11 protein-coding genes are annotated in these 20224 nt (G+C 43.9%); 5 read left to right on the top strand and 6 right to left on the bottom strand.

Features of this window, described 5'->3' with window-relative positions:
- The first annotated feature begins 101 nt into the window (after positions 1-101).
- From INQ51_RS05485 to INQ51_RS05465, 5 genes are all read left to right on the top strand, one after another.
- Positions 102-896, top strand: a complete 795-nt coding sequence (locus tag INQ51_RS05485; RefSeq protein ID WP_233376873.1) for a LytR/AlgR family response regulator transcription factor — start codon at positions 102-104, stop codon at positions 894-896.
- A complete protein-coding gene (locus INQ51_RS22615; RefSeq protein WP_233376872.1) occupies positions 896-3799 on the top strand; it encodes a histidine kinase in 2904 nt (967 codons plus the stop codon). Before INQ51_RS05485 ends, INQ51_RS22615 begins: the two co-directional genes overlap by 1 nt.
- Positions 3800-4402: 603 nt before the next feature.
- Positions 4403-6043, top strand: coding sequence for an AMP-binding protein (locus INQ51_RS05475; RefSeq protein ID WP_233376871.1), 1641 nt, complete (start codon positions 4403-4405; stop codon positions 6041-6043).
- 163 nt (positions 6044-6206) lie between these two features.
- The gene (locus INQ51_RS05470) at positions 6207-7331 is read left to right on the top strand and encodes an acyltransferase family protein (RefSeq protein ID WP_233376870.1); all 1125 of its coding nucleotides are present in this window, start codon (positions 6207-6209) and stop codon (positions 7329-7331) included.
- Between the two features lie 59 nt (positions 7332-7390).
- On the top strand, positions 7391-8302 hold the full coding sequence (locus INQ51_RS05465) for a sugar phosphate isomerase/epimerase family protein (RefSeq protein WP_233376869.1): 912 nt from the start codon (positions 7391-7393) through the stop codon (positions 8300-8302).
- Positions 8303-8618: 316 nt separating this feature from the next.
- On the opposite strand, the gene INQ51_RS05460 is transcribed toward INQ51_RS05465, so the two are convergent.
- From INQ51_RS05460 to INQ51_RS05435, 6 genes are all read right to left on the bottom strand, one after another.
- Positions 8619-9668, bottom strand: coding sequence for an alpha-L-fucosidase (locus INQ51_RS05460; RefSeq protein ID WP_233376868.1), 1050 nt, complete (start codon positions 9666-9668; stop codon positions 8619-8621).
- Positions 9669-9724: 56 nt separating this feature from the next.
- The gene (locus tag INQ51_RS05455) at positions 9725-12877 is read right to left on the bottom strand and encodes a GH92 family glycosyl hydrolase (RefSeq protein ID WP_233376867.1); all 3153 of its coding nucleotides are present in this window, start codon (positions 12875-12877) and stop codon (positions 9725-9727) included.
- Entirely contained in the window at positions 12856-14046 is a 1191-nt protein-coding gene (locus INQ51_RS05450) for a GH36-type glycosyl hydrolase domain-containing protein (RefSeq protein ID WP_233376866.1), read from the bottom strand. Before INQ51_RS05450 ends, INQ51_RS05455 begins: the two co-directional genes overlap by 22 nt.
- A 280-nt stretch (positions 14047-14326) precedes the next feature.
- A complete protein-coding gene (locus INQ51_RS05445) occupies positions 14327-16096 on the bottom strand; it encodes a class I mannose-6-phosphate isomerase (RefSeq protein WP_233376865.1) in 1770 nt (589 codons plus the stop codon).
- 126 nt (positions 16097-16222) lie between these two features.
- Entirely contained in the window at positions 16223-17512 is a 1290-nt protein-coding gene (locus tag INQ51_RS05440) for a GH36-type glycosyl hydrolase domain-containing protein (protein WP_233376864.1), read from the bottom strand.
- A 70-nt stretch (positions 17513-17582) separates the two neighbouring features.
- The gene (locus INQ51_RS05435) at positions 17583-20213 is read right to left on the bottom strand and encodes a glycosyl hydrolase 2 galactose-binding domain-containing protein (protein ID WP_233376863.1); all 2631 of its coding nucleotides are present in this window, start codon (positions 20211-20213) and stop codon (positions 17583-17585) included.
- Positions 20214-20224: the final 11 nt, after the last annotated feature.

Raw genomic sequence — 20224 nt, 5'->3', positions numbered from 1 at the left:
TTTAACCGTTTATTCACTGAAAGGCTACGTTTATCAGGCGTTTCATACCGTTGATTCATATGTGCCCGGTTTTCTGTGATTAATTCTATATTTGTTGGGAAATGACATCATACAACGCCATAATAATCGACGACGAAATTAATGTTCAGCAAGCTCTTCAACTACTGGTTGGACGTTATTGCCCTGAAATTACTATTTGCGGAGCCGCAGGATCGGGGTCTGTCGGTCGCGAATTACTGAAGAAACATGATGTTCACCTGATTTTTCTGGATATCTCGATGCCCGGAGAAAATGGCTTTGAGTTTCTTTCAACCATCCCGAAAGAGAATTATGCCATCATTTTCACCACTGCCTATGAGGAATATGCCTTGCGGGCGATCAAGGCAAACGCCATCGATTACTTGCTAAAGCCCATCGATCCGATGGAGCTAAAAGAGGCCGTGGCAAAAGCTACTTCGCATCTTGATTTGCGCCGCCAGAATATGCAGGTGCAGCAAACCTATGGAGAGTCGCTCGAAAATCTGGCAGAACAAACCAGCGGAGGAGTGGAGTTTCCGAAGAAAATTACAGTGGTAGAAAAATTTGGTTTTCAGATTATTGAAGCCGAAAAAATAAAATACCTCGAAGCAGACGCCAATTATTGTATTATTCATATTTCCGGGTTGGAGAAAATCGTTTCAAGCAAGTCGTTGGGTGAGTTTGAGAAGATACTGGATCCCGATGTTTTTTTCCGGATCCACAAATCCACGATCATCAACATGAATTACCTGAAGGGATTTTCAAGTTACCAGGGGGCTTATGCCATTTTGGATGATAATACAAAGCTGGCCATATCGAGGAGAAGAGCCATTGAGTTCAAAGAAGCGGTTGGTCATTTCTCAAAATCAGTTGATTAGTGCGGAGCTACCTGGTCATACTACTTCTTTTCTTCCTCCAAATCAACGAATCCTTTTGCGAAAATCCTTTTGTAACCAACTACTCGGTAACCGACGGACTTCCTACCAGTAAGGTTTACTGTGTGGAAAAGGACAGCCGCGGATTTATGTGGTTTGGTACCGACAAGGGAGTTATTCGTTACGACGGGCATAATTTTTTGGTATTTACCGAAGATGACGGCCTAAGTTACAACATGGTGATCCGCATCAAGGAAGACATCGAAGGGCGCTTGTGGTTTCTGAACCTTGACGGCTCAGTCAATTTTTATGACCAAAATAAGATTCACAACGGAGAAACCGACCCTTTTTTGAAAGATGTCCGAACCAATTTTATGTACCATGATTTTCTTCAGACCGCCGATTCAACCCTCTATTTTTACAATGTAAATCTGGAGGTAAGTGTTGTTAAGGATCTGAAATACATTGACTTTTTTGATTTAAGCCGGATGGAAAATAGTCCGGTTAACAATCTGTACATGAATGAAACTTCTGACGGACACTTTTACATCTGGTCGTCTTCCGGTAATTACGAAATGGAAAATCTCAACGAGGTTTCAGAGTATATTGAACTGCCCATGTCGCAGGCTCGGGCATTCTCAAAAAATGATCACGAGGTTTTGTCGGTTGATCAGGGGGGTAACATTAGCTTGTTCCGAAATAATAAATTGGTCGAAAGAAGTTTTCTGAATGTTGAGAGCAGGATTGTGAATGATATTCTGGTGGACAATGAGGGCCTGATCTGGGTTTCGGTATTTGACAAAGGCGTATACTGTTACCGGGGAAAAGAGCAGGTATTGTATCTTAACATTGAGACACCACAGAATCTTGTGCTGGACAACGAAAACAACATCTGGACCGGTTCGAACAAAGGGTTGTACAAAATCAACCGGGATATTGTAAGGTATTCGTTTTTAGGGACTGCAAGTTTTGATGGTGAGGGGATCACGGCTTTCTCCAGTTCTACTCCCGAAGGGGTTTGGGCAACCAACGGAGAGAGGATCTTTTTTTTGAAAGGGAGCGATATATACAAAAGCGACAAATTGTTTCCTGATTTAAACCTGAACAAGTTACATCATCTGTCTAACGACGTACTGTTGGCACATGGACGAATGACCCATTTGTATACGCTGAAGGAGCCGACTTTTAATGAACAGGAGAAGAAAATTTATTTTAAAGATGTTCTAACGTCCAATTTTTTGGCGAGGAATTCGGTTGTCGATAAAAATAAACATGTCATCTACTCTTTTGATAATGATTATGTTATTGCCTTGGATATTGACAATGATTCGTCGGCACACTGGAGCTTAAAAGAAGGAAGGATCAGCAATGTGTTGGTAAACAACAACCAACAGCTGGTAGTTAGTGCGGCATCTAATTTTCTAATCGACGAAAACGGTTTTATCCATAAACAAAATATATACAACCGCTTTGATGGCAGGTTTATCGCAGCGCACTTAATTCTTGATCCGGAGAATGAAATCTTCAACCTGATTGGGAATGATATGTACCTGCAACACGGAAAGGAATTCTACAATGTATTAGCTGATTTGCAAGACCAGGTTGACTTCAGGATTCGGGACATGGCTTATTACGACAGTACCTTGTTCTTCTTCACCGAAAAAACCATTTATTTCATCAATAACCCGCTTAAAGTGATTGATGGGGAGAAAGTGGAGCTAAACCGTTTGGGAAACGAATTTCACAACATCAACGATATATTTTGTAAAGACGACAAATTGTTTGTGGGCTCGGACGACGGAATGACCGTTATTCCGGTAAAAGAGTGTGTAAACACAAGATACCAGCCTACCAAACCTTATTTTGTGCGGGTTTTACTCGATGATAAAGAAATTGATATCACCCGGGGAGTTGTATCCTACAAAAATAAGAATCGGCTGAATATCGAGTTTTCAAGCCTTAATTTTTCGTCGATACCTTCCAACTTTGCCTACATGCTGGAAGGGGTAAACGACGATTGGATTACAGGCACCGAGACACAGGTGGTGTACCTAAACCTGGACCCCGGAAATTATACTTTCAAGCTCAGGTCGAGGAAAAACATGGAAGACTACAGCGAGGCAATTGAGCTTCCGATAAAAGTGGTACCAACGCTGTGGCAGAGGTCAATTACAAAGATTATTGTATTCCTGTTTTTATTTCTTCTGGGATTTTTGGTAGTGCGCAGGTATTATCTGCAACAGATCAAGGCCCGCGAAAAAGATTACCAGTTGGCTACCATTGAGCACCGGGCGCTTCAGTCGATGATGAACCCGCATTTTATTTTCAACTCGCTGGGATCAATCCAGAAATTCCTTTTGGAGAATAAACCGGAGGAGGCGGGAAGTTATCTTTCTCAGTTTGCAAGACTAATCAGGCAAACCATGAATTCAATTAAATCGAATTCGGTTTTGCTGGATGATGAGGTGGAAAGGCTGCGAAACTATATTGAATTGGAGCAGTTCAGAATGGATCACAGGTTCGGGTATTCCATCGAAATAGATGAAAAACTTGAGAGTGACGATTACAACATTCCCTCCATGATTGTACAGCCGTTTGTGGAAAATGCCATATGGCACGGAATTTCCACCCTGCCGACGAAGGGTTTTATAAAGGTCGTTTTTGAGTACCTGAGTGAAAAAAGCATCCGGATACTGGTGGAAGACAACGGCATCGGCTTTGCCAAATCAAGGGCTTATTCGCAGTCGAAAAACAGTTTAAACATCTCATCGTCTTTAACTCAGAAAAGGGTGAAGCTCCTGGGGGATAAATACAAAGTTCAGGCGGGAATACAATCTGAGGAACTGTATCCCGGGGAAGAAAACCCGGGAGCACGTATTACGTTGATACTCCCAATCATTGAATAAGGGGAGACCGGGAAATACCATTTAAAAATTGGAGTCTACCGCTTATCCATTAAATCCTACCGGATATTCATCAGCGAAAAAACTAAAAATCCTTTTTTCTAATATTGTTTCGTTTTTAATAGAGTTCTTTATTTTCTGACAGATTAATAACAAAGATATTACCCTCCCACATTATTTAGCCTTGTTCGGAAGCTTTAGGATCGTCTGTCTGATCCCAATCAACTATTTGAATACACTTTAGAAACTGTCCTTCACTGTCCCTTAAAACATCGAGAATAGTTAAACAAAAAATAAAGCAGAACAAGGTGCTGAGATTAGCCGATCCGACGGGATCGGCTTTTTTTGTTTATACCCCTGCTATTTAGCTTGTCCGGTTTTGTCGTTGCTGTATTTCCCGAAAAGTCTGCTTTATTATGCGCTGACCTCCATTGGATACTTTGGAGTGGTGCCCTGAGTGGATCTTATTTTCTTTCGAAATAAGCTTTTATTGGGGGGTAAGTGTTTTTTTCCTAGAATTGAGTATTTTAGCCAAACTCAAAAAGGGAAATTTTAAGGGCATTATTTTAATATACTTACTTTATTCCCGGTTAATTGTGGATAAAAATGAAAAATCAGAACCTGGCACAGCTTTATAATGAAGCTTTTTCAAAAAACTGGGACAGCCCGGTTTTTTCTGACTACGACGGAGCAACCTATACGTTTAAACAAGTTGGTACTACTATTAAATCGTTGCATTTGTTTTACCAACTGGCCGGATTGCAGCCCGGAGATAAAATCGCGCTGTTGGGGCGAAATTCATCCAATTGGGGAGCTGTTTTTCTTTCCGCTTTATCTTCGGGGCTGGTTATTGTTCCGATACTCCCCGATTTTAACGAGAACGATACCAATCACATCATAAATCACTCGGAGTCGAAACTGGTTTTTAGCTCACGCTTGCAACTGGACAAGATCGATCTGGCGTATTCTGCTCATTTAAAAGGAGTGGTGGTGTTGGACGATTTCAGCCTGCATGTTGGCAGGGACGAGAACCTGGCCTATAAACTGGCCGATGGTTTTCAGTATTACAAGGAGAATACTGTCAGCAAATCGTCTTTTCATTTTTCTGACTGGAAAGGCGAGGACTTGTGTATGATTTCCTATACCTCGGGTACTTCAGGGTTTACGAAAGGTGTAATGATTCCTGCACGGAGTTTACATTCAAATCTGATTTATGCGCGTGAAAACATGCCGCTTCAGCCGGGAGACCGGATTGTATCATTTTTACCGATGGCGCATGTGTACGGTTTGTTGTTTGAATTTCTTTTCCCGGTAACACTGGGCTGCCATATCTCATTTTTAAGTAAGATGCCTACCCCGGCGGTTATTACAAAGGCTTTTGGCGACGTTCAGCCACACCTGATCCTTTCGGTTCCGCTGATTATTGAGAAAATATACAAGAAGAAAATTCAGCCGGCACTGGATAAACCGGTCATGAAGATTCTTTTAAATATTCCGGGCATCTCAGCGCTGATTTTGAAAAAGATCCGGAAAAAAATGCTTGAGACATTCGGAGGACGATTTTTTGAGATCGTTATTGGCGGAGCACCTTTGAATGCCGAAGTGGAGAAATTCTTCAAACGAATAAAATTTCCGTTTACGGTTGGTTACGGTATGACCGAGTGCGGACCGCTAATCAGTTATGCTGCCTGGAATAAAACGAAATCGGGATCTGCCGGAGCACTGGTAGATCGCATGGAGGTGAGAATCGATTCGGAAGACCCTTACAACGTAGTGGGAGAGATCCAGGTGAAAGGCGAGAACGTAATGCTGGGCTATTTTAAAAACGAAGAAGAAACAAAGGCTTCTTTTACTGATGATGGCTGGCTGAGAACGGGAGATTTGGGGATCATCGACCAGAACAATTTTATTTTTATTCGGGGGCGCTCGAAAAACATGATTTTGGGAGCTTCGGGGCAGAATATTTACCCGGAAGAAATTGAAGCAAAACTTGGGAATCAGAGTTATGTTGCCGAGTGCGTGGTGGTTGACAGAAAAGGAAAACTGGTGGCACTGGTTTACCCCGATTTTGAAACCATGCAGGCCGACCAGGTAAACAAGGAAGCGTTACCCGAAATTATGGAAGGGAACCGTAAAAGAACCAATGCCGAATTGCCCCGTTATGAGCAAATAAGTGCGATTGAACTGGTGGACGTAGAGTTTGAGAAGACTCCCAAAAAGAATATAAAACGCTACAAATATGTATAAGTAAGGAGAGAGTTTTTCTCTCCTTTTTTATTGCAGGGTGTTCCGCATCCTGAAAAACAGGCTTTTCAGATGTGTTTGAACGAAAATTCTGAAAGCTTGCAGTCCTGTGTTTTTGTTGCTTCTTATTTACTATTTTTACTTCCTTACCAACGAAAACCTGAAAATGGGAACTAAGACCGTTTCATCTTTCCAGACCGAACGTTTATTGTCGCTTGATTTATTTCGCGGATTGACAATGTTTCTGCTGGTTGCCGAAGGTACTGGCTTGTGGTCGGTACTGGTACGCGAACCTGTGGCCGGTACATTTTTAGAGCCGTTCTTCCGGCAGTTTCATCACCATTCGTGGAACGGCTTGCATTTCTGGGATTTGGTCCAGCCGTTTTTCATGTTTATTGTAGGAGTGGCCATGCCTTTTTCGTATGAAAAGCGATTGAAACACGGCGCTTCAAAAAGTCAAATAACCAAACACATCGTACAGCGGTCGGTAATTTTACTGGCTTTGGGAGTTGGCTTGCATTGTGTTTACAGCCGCAAACTGGTTTGGGAGTTGTGGAATGTACTTTCACAGTTGTCGGTTACTATTTTGATCGCTTATTTTTTGATGCGTTATAAATGGACCACTCAAGTGGCGGTTTCAATTGCTTTGTTGCTGCTAACCGAACTTCTGTACCGCACTTTTCCGCTTGAAGGATACAATCAGCCCTTTGTCAAGGATCATAATTTTGGAAGCTGGATGGACATGGTTTTGATGGGAAAGATCAACAACGGAGGCGGCTGGGTGACAATCAACTGTATTCCTACAGCGGCGCATACCATCTGGGGAGTGGTGGCCGGGCAAATGTTGCGATCGGATAGAACAAGTAAGGCAAAACTGAAACTACTTACTTTGATGGGAGGAGTCTTTTTGTTATCCGGATATTTGCTCGATTGGACAGCGATAACACCCATTATCAAACGCATCAGTACCTCGTCGTTTGTGTTGGCTTCGGGCGGATGGGCCTTATTGTTCCTTGCCTTTAGTTACTGGCTGGTGGATATCCGAAAACACAATGGCTGGATATTCCCGTTTGTAGTTGTAGGGATGAATCCAATCTTTATCTACATGTTTTTTAATACGGTTGGTCACCAGTGGTTTAACGGATTTGTGGCCATTTTCACACAGGGTGTTTTGAACTGGTTTAGCACACCCGAATTTGTTGTAAACTTGCTTACTTCCTTGTCAATTCTTACATTGGAGTGGGGCTTGTGCTATTATTTGTATAAAAAGAAAATCTTTTTCAGAATATAAAAGATTTCCATTTTCGGATATCTTCGTAAAACATGAATTATTAATTTAATCAAAGAGTTATGCATATTAATCGTAGAAATTTTATTCGCACCTCTGCTGCTTTTGTAGGTGCTACAGTACTTGCTACTCCTGCTATGGCAAGTGTGCTGGGGGCAAAATCACGTTACCGGATATCTTTGGCTGAGTGGTCATTTCACAAGGCTATTTTTGCCGGCGAAATGAGTAATCTTGACTTCCCAAGGGTAACCCGGGAGTTAGGAATGGAAGGCGTAGAGTATGTCAATCAGTTTTTCAAAGACAAAGCAAAAGACGAGAAATACCTGGCAGAGTTAAAGAAGATCACTAAAAATGAAGGTGTAAGCAATGTGCTTATCATGTGTGATGGTGAAGGAATGGTTGGCCATCCGGAGAAAAGCGAGCGGGAGAAAACCGTTGAGAACCACAAGAAATGGATCGATGCCGCAGCGTTTTTAGGATGCCATGCCATACGGGTGAATGCCGGTAGCCGGGGAACATTCGAAGAACAGCAAAAACTGGCTGCTGACGGGTTGCACATGCTTTGCGAGTACGGCGATACGAAAAAAATAAATGTGATTGTTGAAAACCACGGCGGATTATCCAGTAACGGAGACTGGTTGTCGGGTGTAATGAAAATGGTGGATCACAAAAGGGTAGGGACCTTACCCGATTTTGGGAATTTTACCCTCGATTGGAACACCGGCGAAAGCTACGACCGTTACAAGGGAATGGAGCAGTTGATGCCGTATGCCAAAGGTGTGAGTGCCAAGTCGAATGTGTTTAATGCCGAAGGAGACGAGGCCAACATGGATTACTACCGCCTGATGAAAATAGTTGATGATGCAGGTTACAAAGGTTTTGTAGGCGTTGAGTTCGAAGGTTCTGAACTTTCGGAAAGAGACGGTGTAATTGCTACTAAAAAACTGCTGGAAAAAGTTTTTGCAACACTTTAATCCAATAATTTGACGGGGCTTTTTATCTATACTTTTTTAAAATTCAGGGGAGATGTCATCTGCCAACTGACGGATGATTAGGAGGGGAGATAAATCTTCTCGCCGCCCGGGTGAGGAAAGAGCGCTTAAAATGTGTTAAAATAGAATCAGCCCGTAACAAACAATCAGCTTTGTTCGTAAGCCCAACTACAACTTTGCAGTAGGAATACGAACTTAAGTGGTTGATTGAAAACATTTAAGACAAAGTTTGAGAGGTCATTAGTTGTTTGTCTTTCAGGGAGAAGCGGTGAGAGCATCACCGCTTCTTTATTGTGTACTATTTGTTAAGCATCTTGCCAACTTCCAAAAGTATTTTTACCGACTCTTCAGGAACATTTCCATTTCCATCGGGGCCAATATTCAGCAAAAGGTTGCCTCCTTTTGAGTTGATATCTTTTAGCTTGTTGTAAACCGTTTCGGCATCTTTCCAGTCGGTGTCACTGGCTTTGTAACCCCACGAGTGGTTCATGGTATAGCAGGCTTCCCATTCGTGTCCGAGTGCCTGTCCGGGATGTTCCTGTTCCGGTGTTCCAAAATCTTTTTTGAAGAGGCTGCGTTTAGCCACGCGGTTGTTGATCAGGATCTCCGGTTTTAATTCACGGATATACTGGTACAGGTCTTCTCCGGATGTCATGTCCCACCAGTAAACCCAGTCGCCGTCAAACCAAAGCATGTCGGTGTCGTAATTTTCAATGAGCTCTTTCACCTGGTTTTTCATGTAGGCGATGTATTCCGGCTTTTTCCCCGACTTCATCCGAATGTTCCCCCAGCGCGAACCATCCTTGCCGTCAATGTTTCGTTCCTGCGAAGTATGATGCCAGTCGATAATGCTGTAATAGGTCCCGAATTTCAGCCCGTATTTTTTACAGGCTGCACTTAATTCAGCCAAAATATCACGCCCTGCAAAAGGAGTGCTGGCCACATCGAAGTTGGTATACTGGCTGTCCCACAGGCAAAATCCTTCGTGGTGCTTTGTCGTGATCACAATGTATTTCATCCCCGCTTTTTGGGCGGTTTCAGCAATAAAATCGGCATTGAAATCTTTTGGGTTGAAGGTGGAGATCAGTACTGCGTATTCCTGCGCAGGAATGTCGGCCTTCGACTGGATCCATTCGGCGTAACCGTCCACCTCTTTTCCATCCCAAACACCACCTAACTGGCTGTACAGCCCAAAGTGGATAAACATGCCGTATTTGGCATCCGTAAACCACTTCATTCTAGCCTGGTAGTCTGCGGTGGATTCATTTAAATAGTCGGTTTGTGCCACCAAAGTCAGCTGACTGATAAACACACACACGATGAATGAGAAAAAACTTTTTTTGATCATTTGTTTTTGTTTATTGGTTCAAGTTATATTTCCGTTCACAAGCTACAAAAATTGAATTATTTTCCCCAATTCTTATTGGGGTGTGGTCCCATTTCCAGTTCAAGTTTTCCGCCCTTTAACAATTCGCTGGCCGGAAACTTAAAATCGTTCAATTCCTTACCGTTCAACTTAGCCGATTGGACATATCTATTCCGGCGGGAAGCATTCTTGGCTTCAATCGTAAATTTCTCCCCACGTCCAAAGCGTTCTCCCAAATCAATTTCTACTTTTTCAAACAAGGGGCTTCCAATTTCATAAACCGGATCAACCCGGCAACCACCATCCATTTGGAACAGACCAATGGATACCATGATAAACCATGCACTCATTTGCCCTTGATCCTCATCACCCAAATACGCATTGGAAATGCCATAACCATAGTAGCGGTCCAAAATGGAGCGGCTCCACTTTTGGGTTAACCAAGGCTGCTGCACCCAGTTAAAAAGAAAGGCAAAGTGCATCGACTGCTGATTTCCCTGCATAACCGGGTAGTTCCAGTATTGGTCGTTTAAGCCATTGAAACGTGTTTTATAGCTTTCAGTAAATCCCCAATCCAGCCGTTCTATAAAACGGTCTTTCCCAATGGCTTCTGTTAATGCCGGCACATCCTGCGGTACGAAATAGGTTAACTGCCAGGCATTTCCTTCCACATAGTGGTGATTCGCCCCAGACTTGTACGGATCAAAATCGGGAAACCACTCCCCTTTAGCATCTTTCATCCGGGCAAAGCCGGTTTCTGTATCGATCACATTTTGCCAGTAAGCTCCGCGTTTTGAGAATGTTTGATAATCGTCTTGCTTGCCTAAAGCTTTTGCAAACTGCCCAACTGTCCAATCGTCAAAAGCATACTCCAGCGAATTGGAAAAACGCCCTTGGTCATAGGGTACATAACCATGCTCCAAATAAGTAACCAAGTCGCGATTACCTGCAAAACCTCCTCCGACTTCCTGCGCAGGGGTTGTTTGCATCTTTTTCACGGCCTCGAAAGCCTTTTCCACATCGTAATCGCGAATCCCCATTTGGTAAGCACCAACAATCAGCGGAATCTCATGCTCGGCCACCATCACCGGAATATATTCCATTCCGGCCGGTCCCTTGGCCAGCCAACCGTTGGCATCATACATGGCCAACTGCGATTTTACCCAGCGGTTGCTCCATTCCGGCGTTACCAGATTCCAAAACTGATTCAGGTTCCAGAAGGTATTCCAAAAAGCATCGCAGCCCAAAGCCGGAGACGACGGATCTTCCATTTTTCGGATTTCTTCCCCGGCATCCCGCCACTCGCCATTCACATCGCTAAAAGTATTGCGGCTGCACAAAGCACGATACATGTTGGTGTAAAAACGTGTTTTTTCATGCTTGTCGTTGCTGCCCACTTTCACACGACTAAAAAGGTCATTCCAGGTATCAACATTATTTTTTCGAACCGCCTCAAAGTCCCAGCCGAAAGGATCAATGACTTCAGTTTGAAGATTCTCTCTTGCATTTTCAAGGCTCACATAAGAAATTCCTGTACGAAGCTGAATTACATTCCTTTTTTGAGTATCGAAATCAACAATAACTCCGGCATCTTTTGCTACCTGAACATTTAAGCTTGCAGCTCCTTCTTCCACGCCATTTTCGGTCCAGGTGCTAAATCCGGCTATCGGCTGGTCAAACTCCACAACAAAGTAAATGGTGTACTCCTGCGAGATTCCACCACTCCAGGTATTTGGCGAAAGCTGATGACTAAAGCCTTCAATTGTATTCTCGCCAGTTTGTTTTACCGAAGCTTCAAGCAGGTCATACCGGTATTCCGAAGGAATCACCAAATCCATCAAAACGCGCGATCCATCGCGACCTTTCGGAAAAGTATAGCGCTGAAAACCACAACGGGTAGTTGCAGTCAATTCTGCTTGAATGTCATAATCGGTTAAATGCACTTTGTAGTAGCCCAAAGGTGCCTGTTCTGTTGATTTATCGATTCGCGAACGGTAACCACCATCCACATCTTTTTCATCGCCAACTTCTGTTTGAAGTGCGCCATTGGTGGGCATGGTTCCCAATCCGGCCATGGTCCACTCGTGAATGTGCGAGAAGCAAGCCACCGACTCAAAGGTTGGTTCATAACCAGACTGCCAACCATCGTTCTGGTTGTCGGGGCTTAATTTCACCATGCTGAATGGCATCCAGGGGCCCGGAGCAATCATCCACCGAGAATGGCCAGTGCCAATTTTGGTATCCACATAGCCTGCTGGTGAAGTTAACTCCTGCGGCTGCCTTATTACTTTCCCCGCCTGAAGCTTTTCACCATCAAGCCAAATTTCGTAGCTGCTCTTTTGCGCTTGCTGAACCGCCGGCATTGGCACTTCAAATACATACCGTCCTTCTTCCAAAGTTGATGCAAAAACTTCTTCGTTATCCAGAATCACGGTCATATCCGGTGTTCCGGACAGATGCTCAACATCAATCAATAGTGGTTGCATCTTGTTCCCGTAATGCTCTATTTCATAATCGGCAGGTTCCACTTTTCGCAAAAAGGCCTGCTTGTTTTGTGTCAGTTCCACTCCCTTAGGTCCTTCAAGTTTGATTTGATCAAAACGAAGCCAGGATCCTTCAAGGACAGTTAGAGCAATTTCATTTCCCCCGCTTGCAATTAAGCCTTTGAGAAGGGGAATTTCGATCAGATATTCCAAAGACTTGTCTGGGGCGCTTTCGATTGAACTCGCCGGGTTGATTGCCGGAATTCGGTACTTCCATGATTTTCCGTTAACCGTCACTTTGAACAGTGGCAAATCATCCGGATTGCAATCCAAAAGATCAACCACCAATTTCCAATCATTGGAGCGAGGCAATTGATCCAGCCCAAACAGAATGGTCAGGGTACTTGAGCGCCACCCGGATGTTCCCCAGGTTCCTCCCCAGGTATCACTTGTTCCGGGAATGATGTATGGCCAGTCTTTTTGATCGTTTGATGTCCCGATCAGGAAATATTTGTCTTCCCAGCCAAAGTCATTCGCAATGTAATCAGGATAGCCCTTGGGGGCCAATGCAAATTTCGCACAACTATTGTTGTTTTCACCGATTTGCCAAATCACGTTTTGATCTTTGGCATAAGCTTTCGTTCCTGCCAAACAGCACAGTAAAAGCAGGTAGTTTAAGCTTTGTTTTATTTGTTTTCTTTTGCCCATTGGTTAAATAGTTCAATTGATTTTCCAAGTACTCCGGCAGATCCTTTGAAATCGCCAGAACCTGCCGGAGTTCCATCGATTTTATACCACTCGTAAAACCCTTTGTTTTTAATGACACGGTTCATCATGGGTTGTACCAATTGGTACGCTTCGTCGACCATGTCATTCACAATAAGCTGTTGGATCATTCGTCCGCCAAACCAAGTCCAATCACCACCATTCTGATATTCATAGGGAGCAGATACATTCTTGCCCAAAACATCGCTTGGATAAGTCGGGTAAAGCGTTAAGCCGATCGACGGAGCCCCTGATTGCTCTACATTTTTCTCCATATGCTTAAGGACTGCAGCAATTTCATCTTTGGTTAAAACGCCTGCTTCAATGGCAACTGCTGTTCCCCCATGATAATGAATTTCATTTTCGTTGAAGTCGTTCGGGAAAGGAGAACCATCCAGGTAAATATGTGGAATGAATTTGCTGTTTTCAGTATCCCACAAGTACTTGCGAATATTCACCAGCAAATCTTCCTGCATCGTTTTCCAGCGCTGTTTGTCCGAGTTATCATCCGTTAATTCAGCCAGATTACCCAAAGCAATGGACAACATCGCATTATCGTACACATCAATGCTCCAATGAGTCAGGCTATCCACGTCCACCACAGCACCTCCCTCAACCTGCACATCTCCCCAATCAAAGGTTGTAGCACCGGTAATCAGGCCATATTTTGCAGCGTACCTCTCATTCAACAAGTAATTGATCGACCATTTCAACCGCTCGTAAACAGGCCTACCGGCCACTTCTTCAGCAAGGATCGACTTGTCGCCCGTCTTCGCCACATATTTATAAATAGCCTGAATCAGCGAAGTTTCCTGATCCGTTTCTACCGTATTCTTAAAACCGATGTGCCCGGGAGCTGTTTCCGATTCGTAAGTATTTGGATCTCCCCAGGTAAAAGCTTCGCGGGGAACATAACCATCCAGCAATTCCCCGTTTGCCTGCTGAAAATGAAAAAACATCAGCAGGTTTTCACGAATGACTTCTTGATCGTATTCCTCGCAGGATAGTTCAATGAAGGTGTTTAAGTCGCGCGACCAGACCATTTGGTAGCCCGATCCGGCATAAAACCCATTCTTCATCAGCTGGCGAGCCATGCTGTCTACTTCCTGCATTGTTTGATCAGCAAGTATTTGATCAGCAAGTTCTTTACGCTTCGAACTACAGGAGCTCAATAACAGCCCTGCGAGTAAAAGAATTATTGAAATCTTGTAAAGTCTCATATGTTTAGAATTATATCCAGACAAAAGAATCAAGACACAAGATTTTAGATTTTCGGATACGCAGATTTTCAGACCGGTGTCCGGCCTCCGTTTTCCTTCCTTCTTTATTGTGTCAAGAAACCTTTGTCTTGGATGTTTCACATTAATTGGGTTAGGTATTCTTTCCTGGAGATTACTTCACAAATGCCTTTACGACCAAGGCTTCGCCTTCTCCCTCGTTAGTTATTTTATAGGATCGTGCAGCAGCAGGAATCACAAATGTTTCGGCATAGTTAAAGCGCTTTTTCAGGCCATTCTCCGTCTCTACCAAAATGCTGCTTCCTTCAACTAAACTCAGCACATGACAACGGTTTTCGGTTTTCACCTCAACTTCTCCGGTCAAATGGAAGCGATGCACATCATACAAATGCTTTTCATGGGTTGGTAAATGATACAACTTCCATCCGGCACCTTCCTCCAACAAGGTCGGTTTTGCCACCAATTTCTCGGTCACATAATCGCCTTTTCGGTCGAAACAAACATTTTCCATTCCCCGCTCAATATTGATCGGACGCGGTTTTCCATCCATATCCAAACGCAGCCAGTCATACATTTTGAAGGTAAAAATGTAGGGGGTTGAGCTAATTTCCAGCACCAGGTTATTAATTCCTGAACCATGAATAGTACCCGGAGGAATCAAAAATAAATCGTGTTTGTGCGAGTCCAACACTTGTACGTGGTGGGTAATATCAATGGGTTTATTGTTCTCAAAACTGTACTTCAAATCAGCTTCAAAGGCCTTGGGATCAATATCCTCCTGAAAACCAAGATAACATTTCGCATCGGGTGCTGCATCCAGGATGTAGTAGGTTTCCTCCTGGGTCATGTTTTCACCAAAATGTTCTTTAATGTAGTCTAAATGAGGGTGACATTGAATGGACAAATTTCCTCCGTCGAAGGTATCCAAAAAGTCGAAACGAATGGGGAATTCGGCCCCAAACTGAGAATGTGCTTGCCCCAAGACATTCTCACCCTCCTGAAACATAACCGTATCGAACGACACTTCTGTAACATGACCTGAGCTTTCGAAAACCAAGCCATTTTCAGGAACAATCAACTCAAACGACCAGGCATAATTTGGCACATCTTTGTTCAAGCCTTTCACCTTTTCGCCAAGCCATTGTCCGCCCCACGCACCAGGCTCAAACCATGGGCGCACCCGGAATACATTCTGACTAATCTCTTTTAAGCCACGTCGTAAATCAGCTCCTTTCAACCAGGTAATCTCATCCAAACGCTGTTCGTCAACAAGCAAGTCAATCTTCGAAAGTAATTCCTGCTTGCGCTTGTTCAGCACCACCCAATCTACAAAGTAGAAGCGCTTGTACATGGGCTTAATCTCGTCCGGCTTCGATGCGCCGATATTGGTAATGGCCTTTGCGCGAGCCCGGAATTGCAATTCGTTTTTAGGCAGATCAACGTAAACCAACAAACCCTCGACTCCAAAAAGACTGGCTCCTACGCCATAAATTATATTCTTTCCTAAAGCAATTTTACCTTGAATTTCGCTCCATCGTGTTGTGTCAAAAAGATCAATCAGTTCAATGGTTGCCCGCTTTCCAAAAATCGGATCGTCGCCACCAAGAAATGGTTTTATTAGTGCATTGATTTCGGCCTCTGGCTTTAAGTATTCAGCAACATCAATCCAGTTTACATTAATCCCTTTTTGCTTGAACAGCGCATCCAGTTTTTCTTTCAGTTTTCCGAAAAACACGCCTTGGTAACCATCAATTATAATCGTTTCATGCTTTTCAAGCTCTTCAACCAAGCTCTCTACACCCAGATGTATTTTTCCTTCGCCCAACGAATGGGCCGGGTACAAGCCATAATCGCCTGCACTTTCCTCTTCCTTTTGAGCCGGCATCAAATACTGGCTCGTCTTTCTCCAATTCTGTGTACTCATATTTTGTTTTTATCTTTTCAATTTAGATTCAAGAAACAAGAACCTAGACACAAGACTAAATCTCACGATCTAACTTGTTCCCGTTTCCATTTTCCTCTTGGCTCTTTGCCCCATGCCCTTTGCCTATTATTTCTCTTTGGCGTATTCCTCAAACATTTGAATGGCTTTGTACAATACACCGGCTGAACCGCGGAAAGTTCCTGAACCTTCAGGTTGATTATCGACTGTGTACCATTCAAAGAAGCCATCGTTATCCTTTACCCTTTTAACCATGGGCTGCATTTGCTCATACGCTTCTTCTACAAAACCATAGTTTATCAATTGCTGAATCATACGACCACCAAACCAGGTCCAGTCTCCGCCATTTTGGTAACCATACGGATACATGCCTTTATTTTCAAAAGAACCTTCCGGATACGGAGGATACATGGTTAAGCCAATTGAACCAGCTCCGGATGCTTTGACGTTTTCAATCATTTTATTGAGCGAAACCTTAATTTGCTCTTTCGACAGCAGTCCGGCTTCAATAGCGGTAGCGGTACCTCCGTGGTAGTAGATTTGGTTTTCATCGAAGTCGGCAGGGAAAGGAGAACCATCCAAATACACGTGCGGAATGAACTTTTGATTCTGTTCGTCCCACAAGTATTTCATCGTATTCTTTGCAATTCCATCGCAAATGGGTTCCCACTTCGCCTTCGTTTCAGGAACAAGCTCCATTAGGTTGTTCAACGCAATCACCAACATCGCATTGTCATAAATGTCAAGACAAAATTTCGTGTCATCTGTAATATAAACACCCCAAGGATGGCTGTGCTGCACATCTCCCCAATCGGCAGTAGTCGCTCCGTAGATCAGGCCATACTGATCACTCCAGCGTTCATTCAACAGAAAATCCATCGACCACTCCAGACGTTGGGCTACCGTTTTATCGCCAATTTTCTCCTCCAGGAACGCGGTGTCTCCGGTTTTCTTCACATACTTGTAAACGGCTTGTACCAATGAAGTTTCATGATCGGTTTCAACCGTATTTTTATGCCCGGCATAGCTCGGCTCCAGGTCGGTAAAAATATAGTCGTAACCACCTTCCGATGCCTGTGCTTTCTCTTTCGGAATAAACCCGTCAATAATGTTTCCATCATCTCCCTGCAAACGGAAAAAAACACGCAGGTTTTCTTTCAAGGTTTCCTGAGGATAAACTTCCGCAGAAAGCTCAATAAAGGTGTTGTAATCGCGAATCCACACTTCGCCATAGCCATCGCCGGCATTAAAACCCGTTTTGACAATGTCGAGTGCTTTTGCTTTTGTAAAGGCAAAATATTCATTGTTTCGAATCTGATCTTTGAGATCCGGCTGAGTTGATTTCGACGTACAACACGTTATTCCTAGTACTAAGAAAATAGCAATAATTGCTTTCATATCTATTAAAGTTGTTGATTAATAAAGTTTTGTTTGCCACACAAGATAACGCCCAACGGGGCCGTTGCGATTATTCATTAAAAGTTTTGATGATCTGTTTTCCATTCCACGGAGCCAATTCCAGCTGAAGTTTATTGAGATCGATCTCTTTAGGCAGGTGCGATAAATCAATCGCAATTTGCTTTTGCTCACCGGGGAAAAGCGTCAGGTAGTTATCTTCAAAAAAAGCAGGCAGCATCAATTCGCCAGACTCCTTATCCGTAATTTTCAATCGAATAAAAAAGGCAGGTGACTGATCCTTATTGGAAATATCAGCCAGGTAATGCTTTCCTTCCGTTCTTTTCAAATTCACCTGAGGATTTACTGGAGCAAGATTATCAAGTTGTTGCCAATCGGAAGGTTCGCTCACCAACCAATAAAGATTTTCACCAATTAGTTCATCCTGCTTGTTTTTCAGGCTTAAACGAGCAAAATAAAATCCCTCCGGCTTTTCACGATCAAACAACCGTCCGGCATTTTTATAGGCGTTGGCTTCAACATCAAGCTTGAAGGTTCGTTCATGCAAAAGCTTTCCGTCCAGCCCGATCAACTGCACATCAACGGTAAGATCGGTCACGTCTGAAAGCGTCTGATTCATCACACAAATGGTCGAATCATTCAAATTGAGTTGAGCATGAATGGGACTTGCGCCATGTTGATAACCGTAGAAACCACCTGTCTGATCCAGGCACACATCGTAAAACTGTCCGCGCAAAGCAGTCCACGGATTTTGGTTTTTCCACACCAGCATCCCGGTATATTGATTCCACATGCCAGCATTAAAGCCTTCCTGCAACGCCCGGTATTGCTCGTAATTGACCAGTTGAGCCTTTTTACAGAAATCCTCAATTCCCTTGATTTCGCCCATTTGCTCAATGGTATTTCCGTAGCCGATGTATTTATGGTAGCGCCACACCTCGTTCGGCCGGTCATTGCGCGGAGGAACCAAATCCTTTGCATCCATCATCTTGCGCATGGCCTCAACATTAGGAACGCCCACCGAACCCAACTCCGGATTAAAGGGATACGACTCCACCACAAAAAAGCGAAGTGGATCCTGTATGCCGTAAGGGCCGTCGCCGTTTCCGCCAATCGTATTTCGAAGAATACTGTCTGAGGTTGACTCATTCACGTTGTAACGGGTACCATCAAATTCCGGGAAAATCCGTTCTTCCAATTGCTTGTTAATATCGGGTGGAGGTGGAAATTCATTGCCTCCGCACCACAGGTACAAACTCGGATGATTCCGAAGCATCTTAATCTGATCGATAGCCGAAGTCAGAAACAACGAATGATCATCAGGATACGCCTGTCTTCTGGCTTGCGACTCTTTTTTCTTTGGATCGGGCCAGCGCCCATTACAGTCGCCCGACACCCACAAATCCTGCCATACCAGGAGTCCATATTTATCGCAGGCCTCATAAAATTCAGGCCGTTCGGGCATCGCGCCTCCCCAAACCCGGATCATGTTCATGTTCATCTCCGCATGCATCCGAACCTCGGCTTCATACCTTTCAGGCGAAAGTCGCAACAGTGCATCCGAAGCGATCCAGTTTCCACCTTTTATAAATACTTTTTGACCATTCACCAGAAACACACGTCCTCCGACTTCCTGATCAAAATAAGTTCCGGTTTCGCGTATCCCAAAGCCGACTGCTTCTTTATCCGATTGCGTATTATTCTGCTGAAAGCTCAATTCCAATTGATACAAGTTTGCTTCACCCCATCCATTCGGCCACCACAGTTTCGGATTCTCCATCTTAATCTCAGGAAAGCTTAGCGTAACCGTTTCCCGAGCCTTAAGCGTAGCAGGCAAAGTCCACTTCTGATCACCTATTTTGGCAACTAAAACCCCTTTCTGATCTTCTGCTGTTGCATTAACCAATTCTGCAGAAATAGTTAAAAAGGCCGGTTGTTGCGTCTTCCCTGGAGTTCGCTTTCCGGGCACTCTTGAACGAACAAATGGATTTTGAATATCCACAGGTCCGGTAATTTCAATGGCAACCTGATCCCAAATTCCGGTATTTCGGTCGCGAATCGGGCAAATCCAGTCCCAGCCAGCGGTAAATTGCTGCGTAACCGACCGGGCAATTGTTCCATCACCTCCTTGTCCGCCATTGGCATGCCCAACCGGATTGGGCGGATGTACAATTACTGCCAGATTATTGGCAGCACCATCCTCTTGACTTAAAAAGGGAGTGATCAAGTACTTTTCCCGCAGAAACATACCATGATGAGTATCGGTATTCACACGCTGTCCGTTCAGAAAGACGTTAGCCGAATAATTAATTCCACGGAATTTCAGCCAAGCCTGCTGTCCCTCCTGCAATTCCATGTTCTGCAAACGCTTGTGAAACCAAAACGTATAGTAATCTGCTCCTGTATCGTAAATATCAGGAATCAGCTCGTTGTTCAAGCCATAAAAAGGATCTGGCACTTTGTTATTTTTCAGCATGGTGGTCAACACCGTTCCCGGCACCTGAGCATCCATCCAGTCATAAAATTCAAAGTCAGCCGAAGAAATAACAGTTCCATCCACCGGAAGCTCACTCGCCCGTTTCGCTTTCCATCCTGTGTTCAACAAAATTTCCTCTCCCTGGGCAAGCCCCACAAACACAAATGCGAACAAAAAGAACACCGTTAAAACAGAATTTTTACTCATCACTTTTGGTT

The organism is Maribellus sp. CM-23 (assembly GCF_021354595.1).
In the GTDB taxonomy this organism is placed as follows: Bacteria; Bacteroidota; Bacteroidia; order Bacteroidales; family Prolixibacteraceae; genus Draconibacterium.
This window is presented reverse-complemented; position numbering and strand designations above follow the sequence as displayed.

Coding starts and splice junctions, on each gene's coding strand:
- INQ51_RS05485 (WP_233376873.1), top strand. CDS start 102: ATGACATCATACAACGCCATAATAATCGACGACGAAATTAATGTTCAG.
- INQ51_RS05475 (WP_233376871.1), top strand. CDS start 4,403: ATGAAAAATCAGAACCTGGCACAGCTTTATAATGAAGCTTTTTCAAAA.
- INQ51_RS05470 (WP_233376870.1), top strand. CDS start 6,207: ATGGGAACTAAGACCGTTTCATCTTTCCAGACCGAACGTTTATTGTCG.
- INQ51_RS05465 (WP_233376869.1), top strand. CDS start 7,391: ATGCATATTAATCGTAGAAATTTTATTCGCACCTCTGCTGCTTTTGTA.
- INQ51_RS05460 (WP_233376868.1), bottom strand. CDS start 9,668: ATGATCAAAAAAAGTTTTTTCTCATTCATCGTGTGTGTGTTTATCAGT.
- INQ51_RS05455 (WP_233376867.1), bottom strand. CDS start 12,877: ATGGGCAAAAGAAAACAAATAAAACAAAGCTTAAACTACCTGCTTTTA.
- INQ51_RS05450 (WP_233376866.1), bottom strand. CDS start 14,046: ATGCAGGAAGTAGACAGCATGGCTCGCCAGCTGATGAAGAATGGGTTT.
- INQ51_RS05445 (WP_233376865.1), bottom strand. CDS start 16,096: ATGAGTACACAGAATTGGAGAAAGACGAGCCAGTATTTGATGCCGGCT.
- INQ51_RS05440 (WP_233376864.1), bottom strand. CDS start 17,512: ATGAAAGCAATTATTGCTATTTTCTTAGTACTAGGAATAACGTGTTGT.
- INQ51_RS05435 (WP_233376863.1), bottom strand. CDS start 20,213: ATGAGTAAAAATTCTGTTTTAACGGTGTTCTTTTTGTTCGCATTTGTG.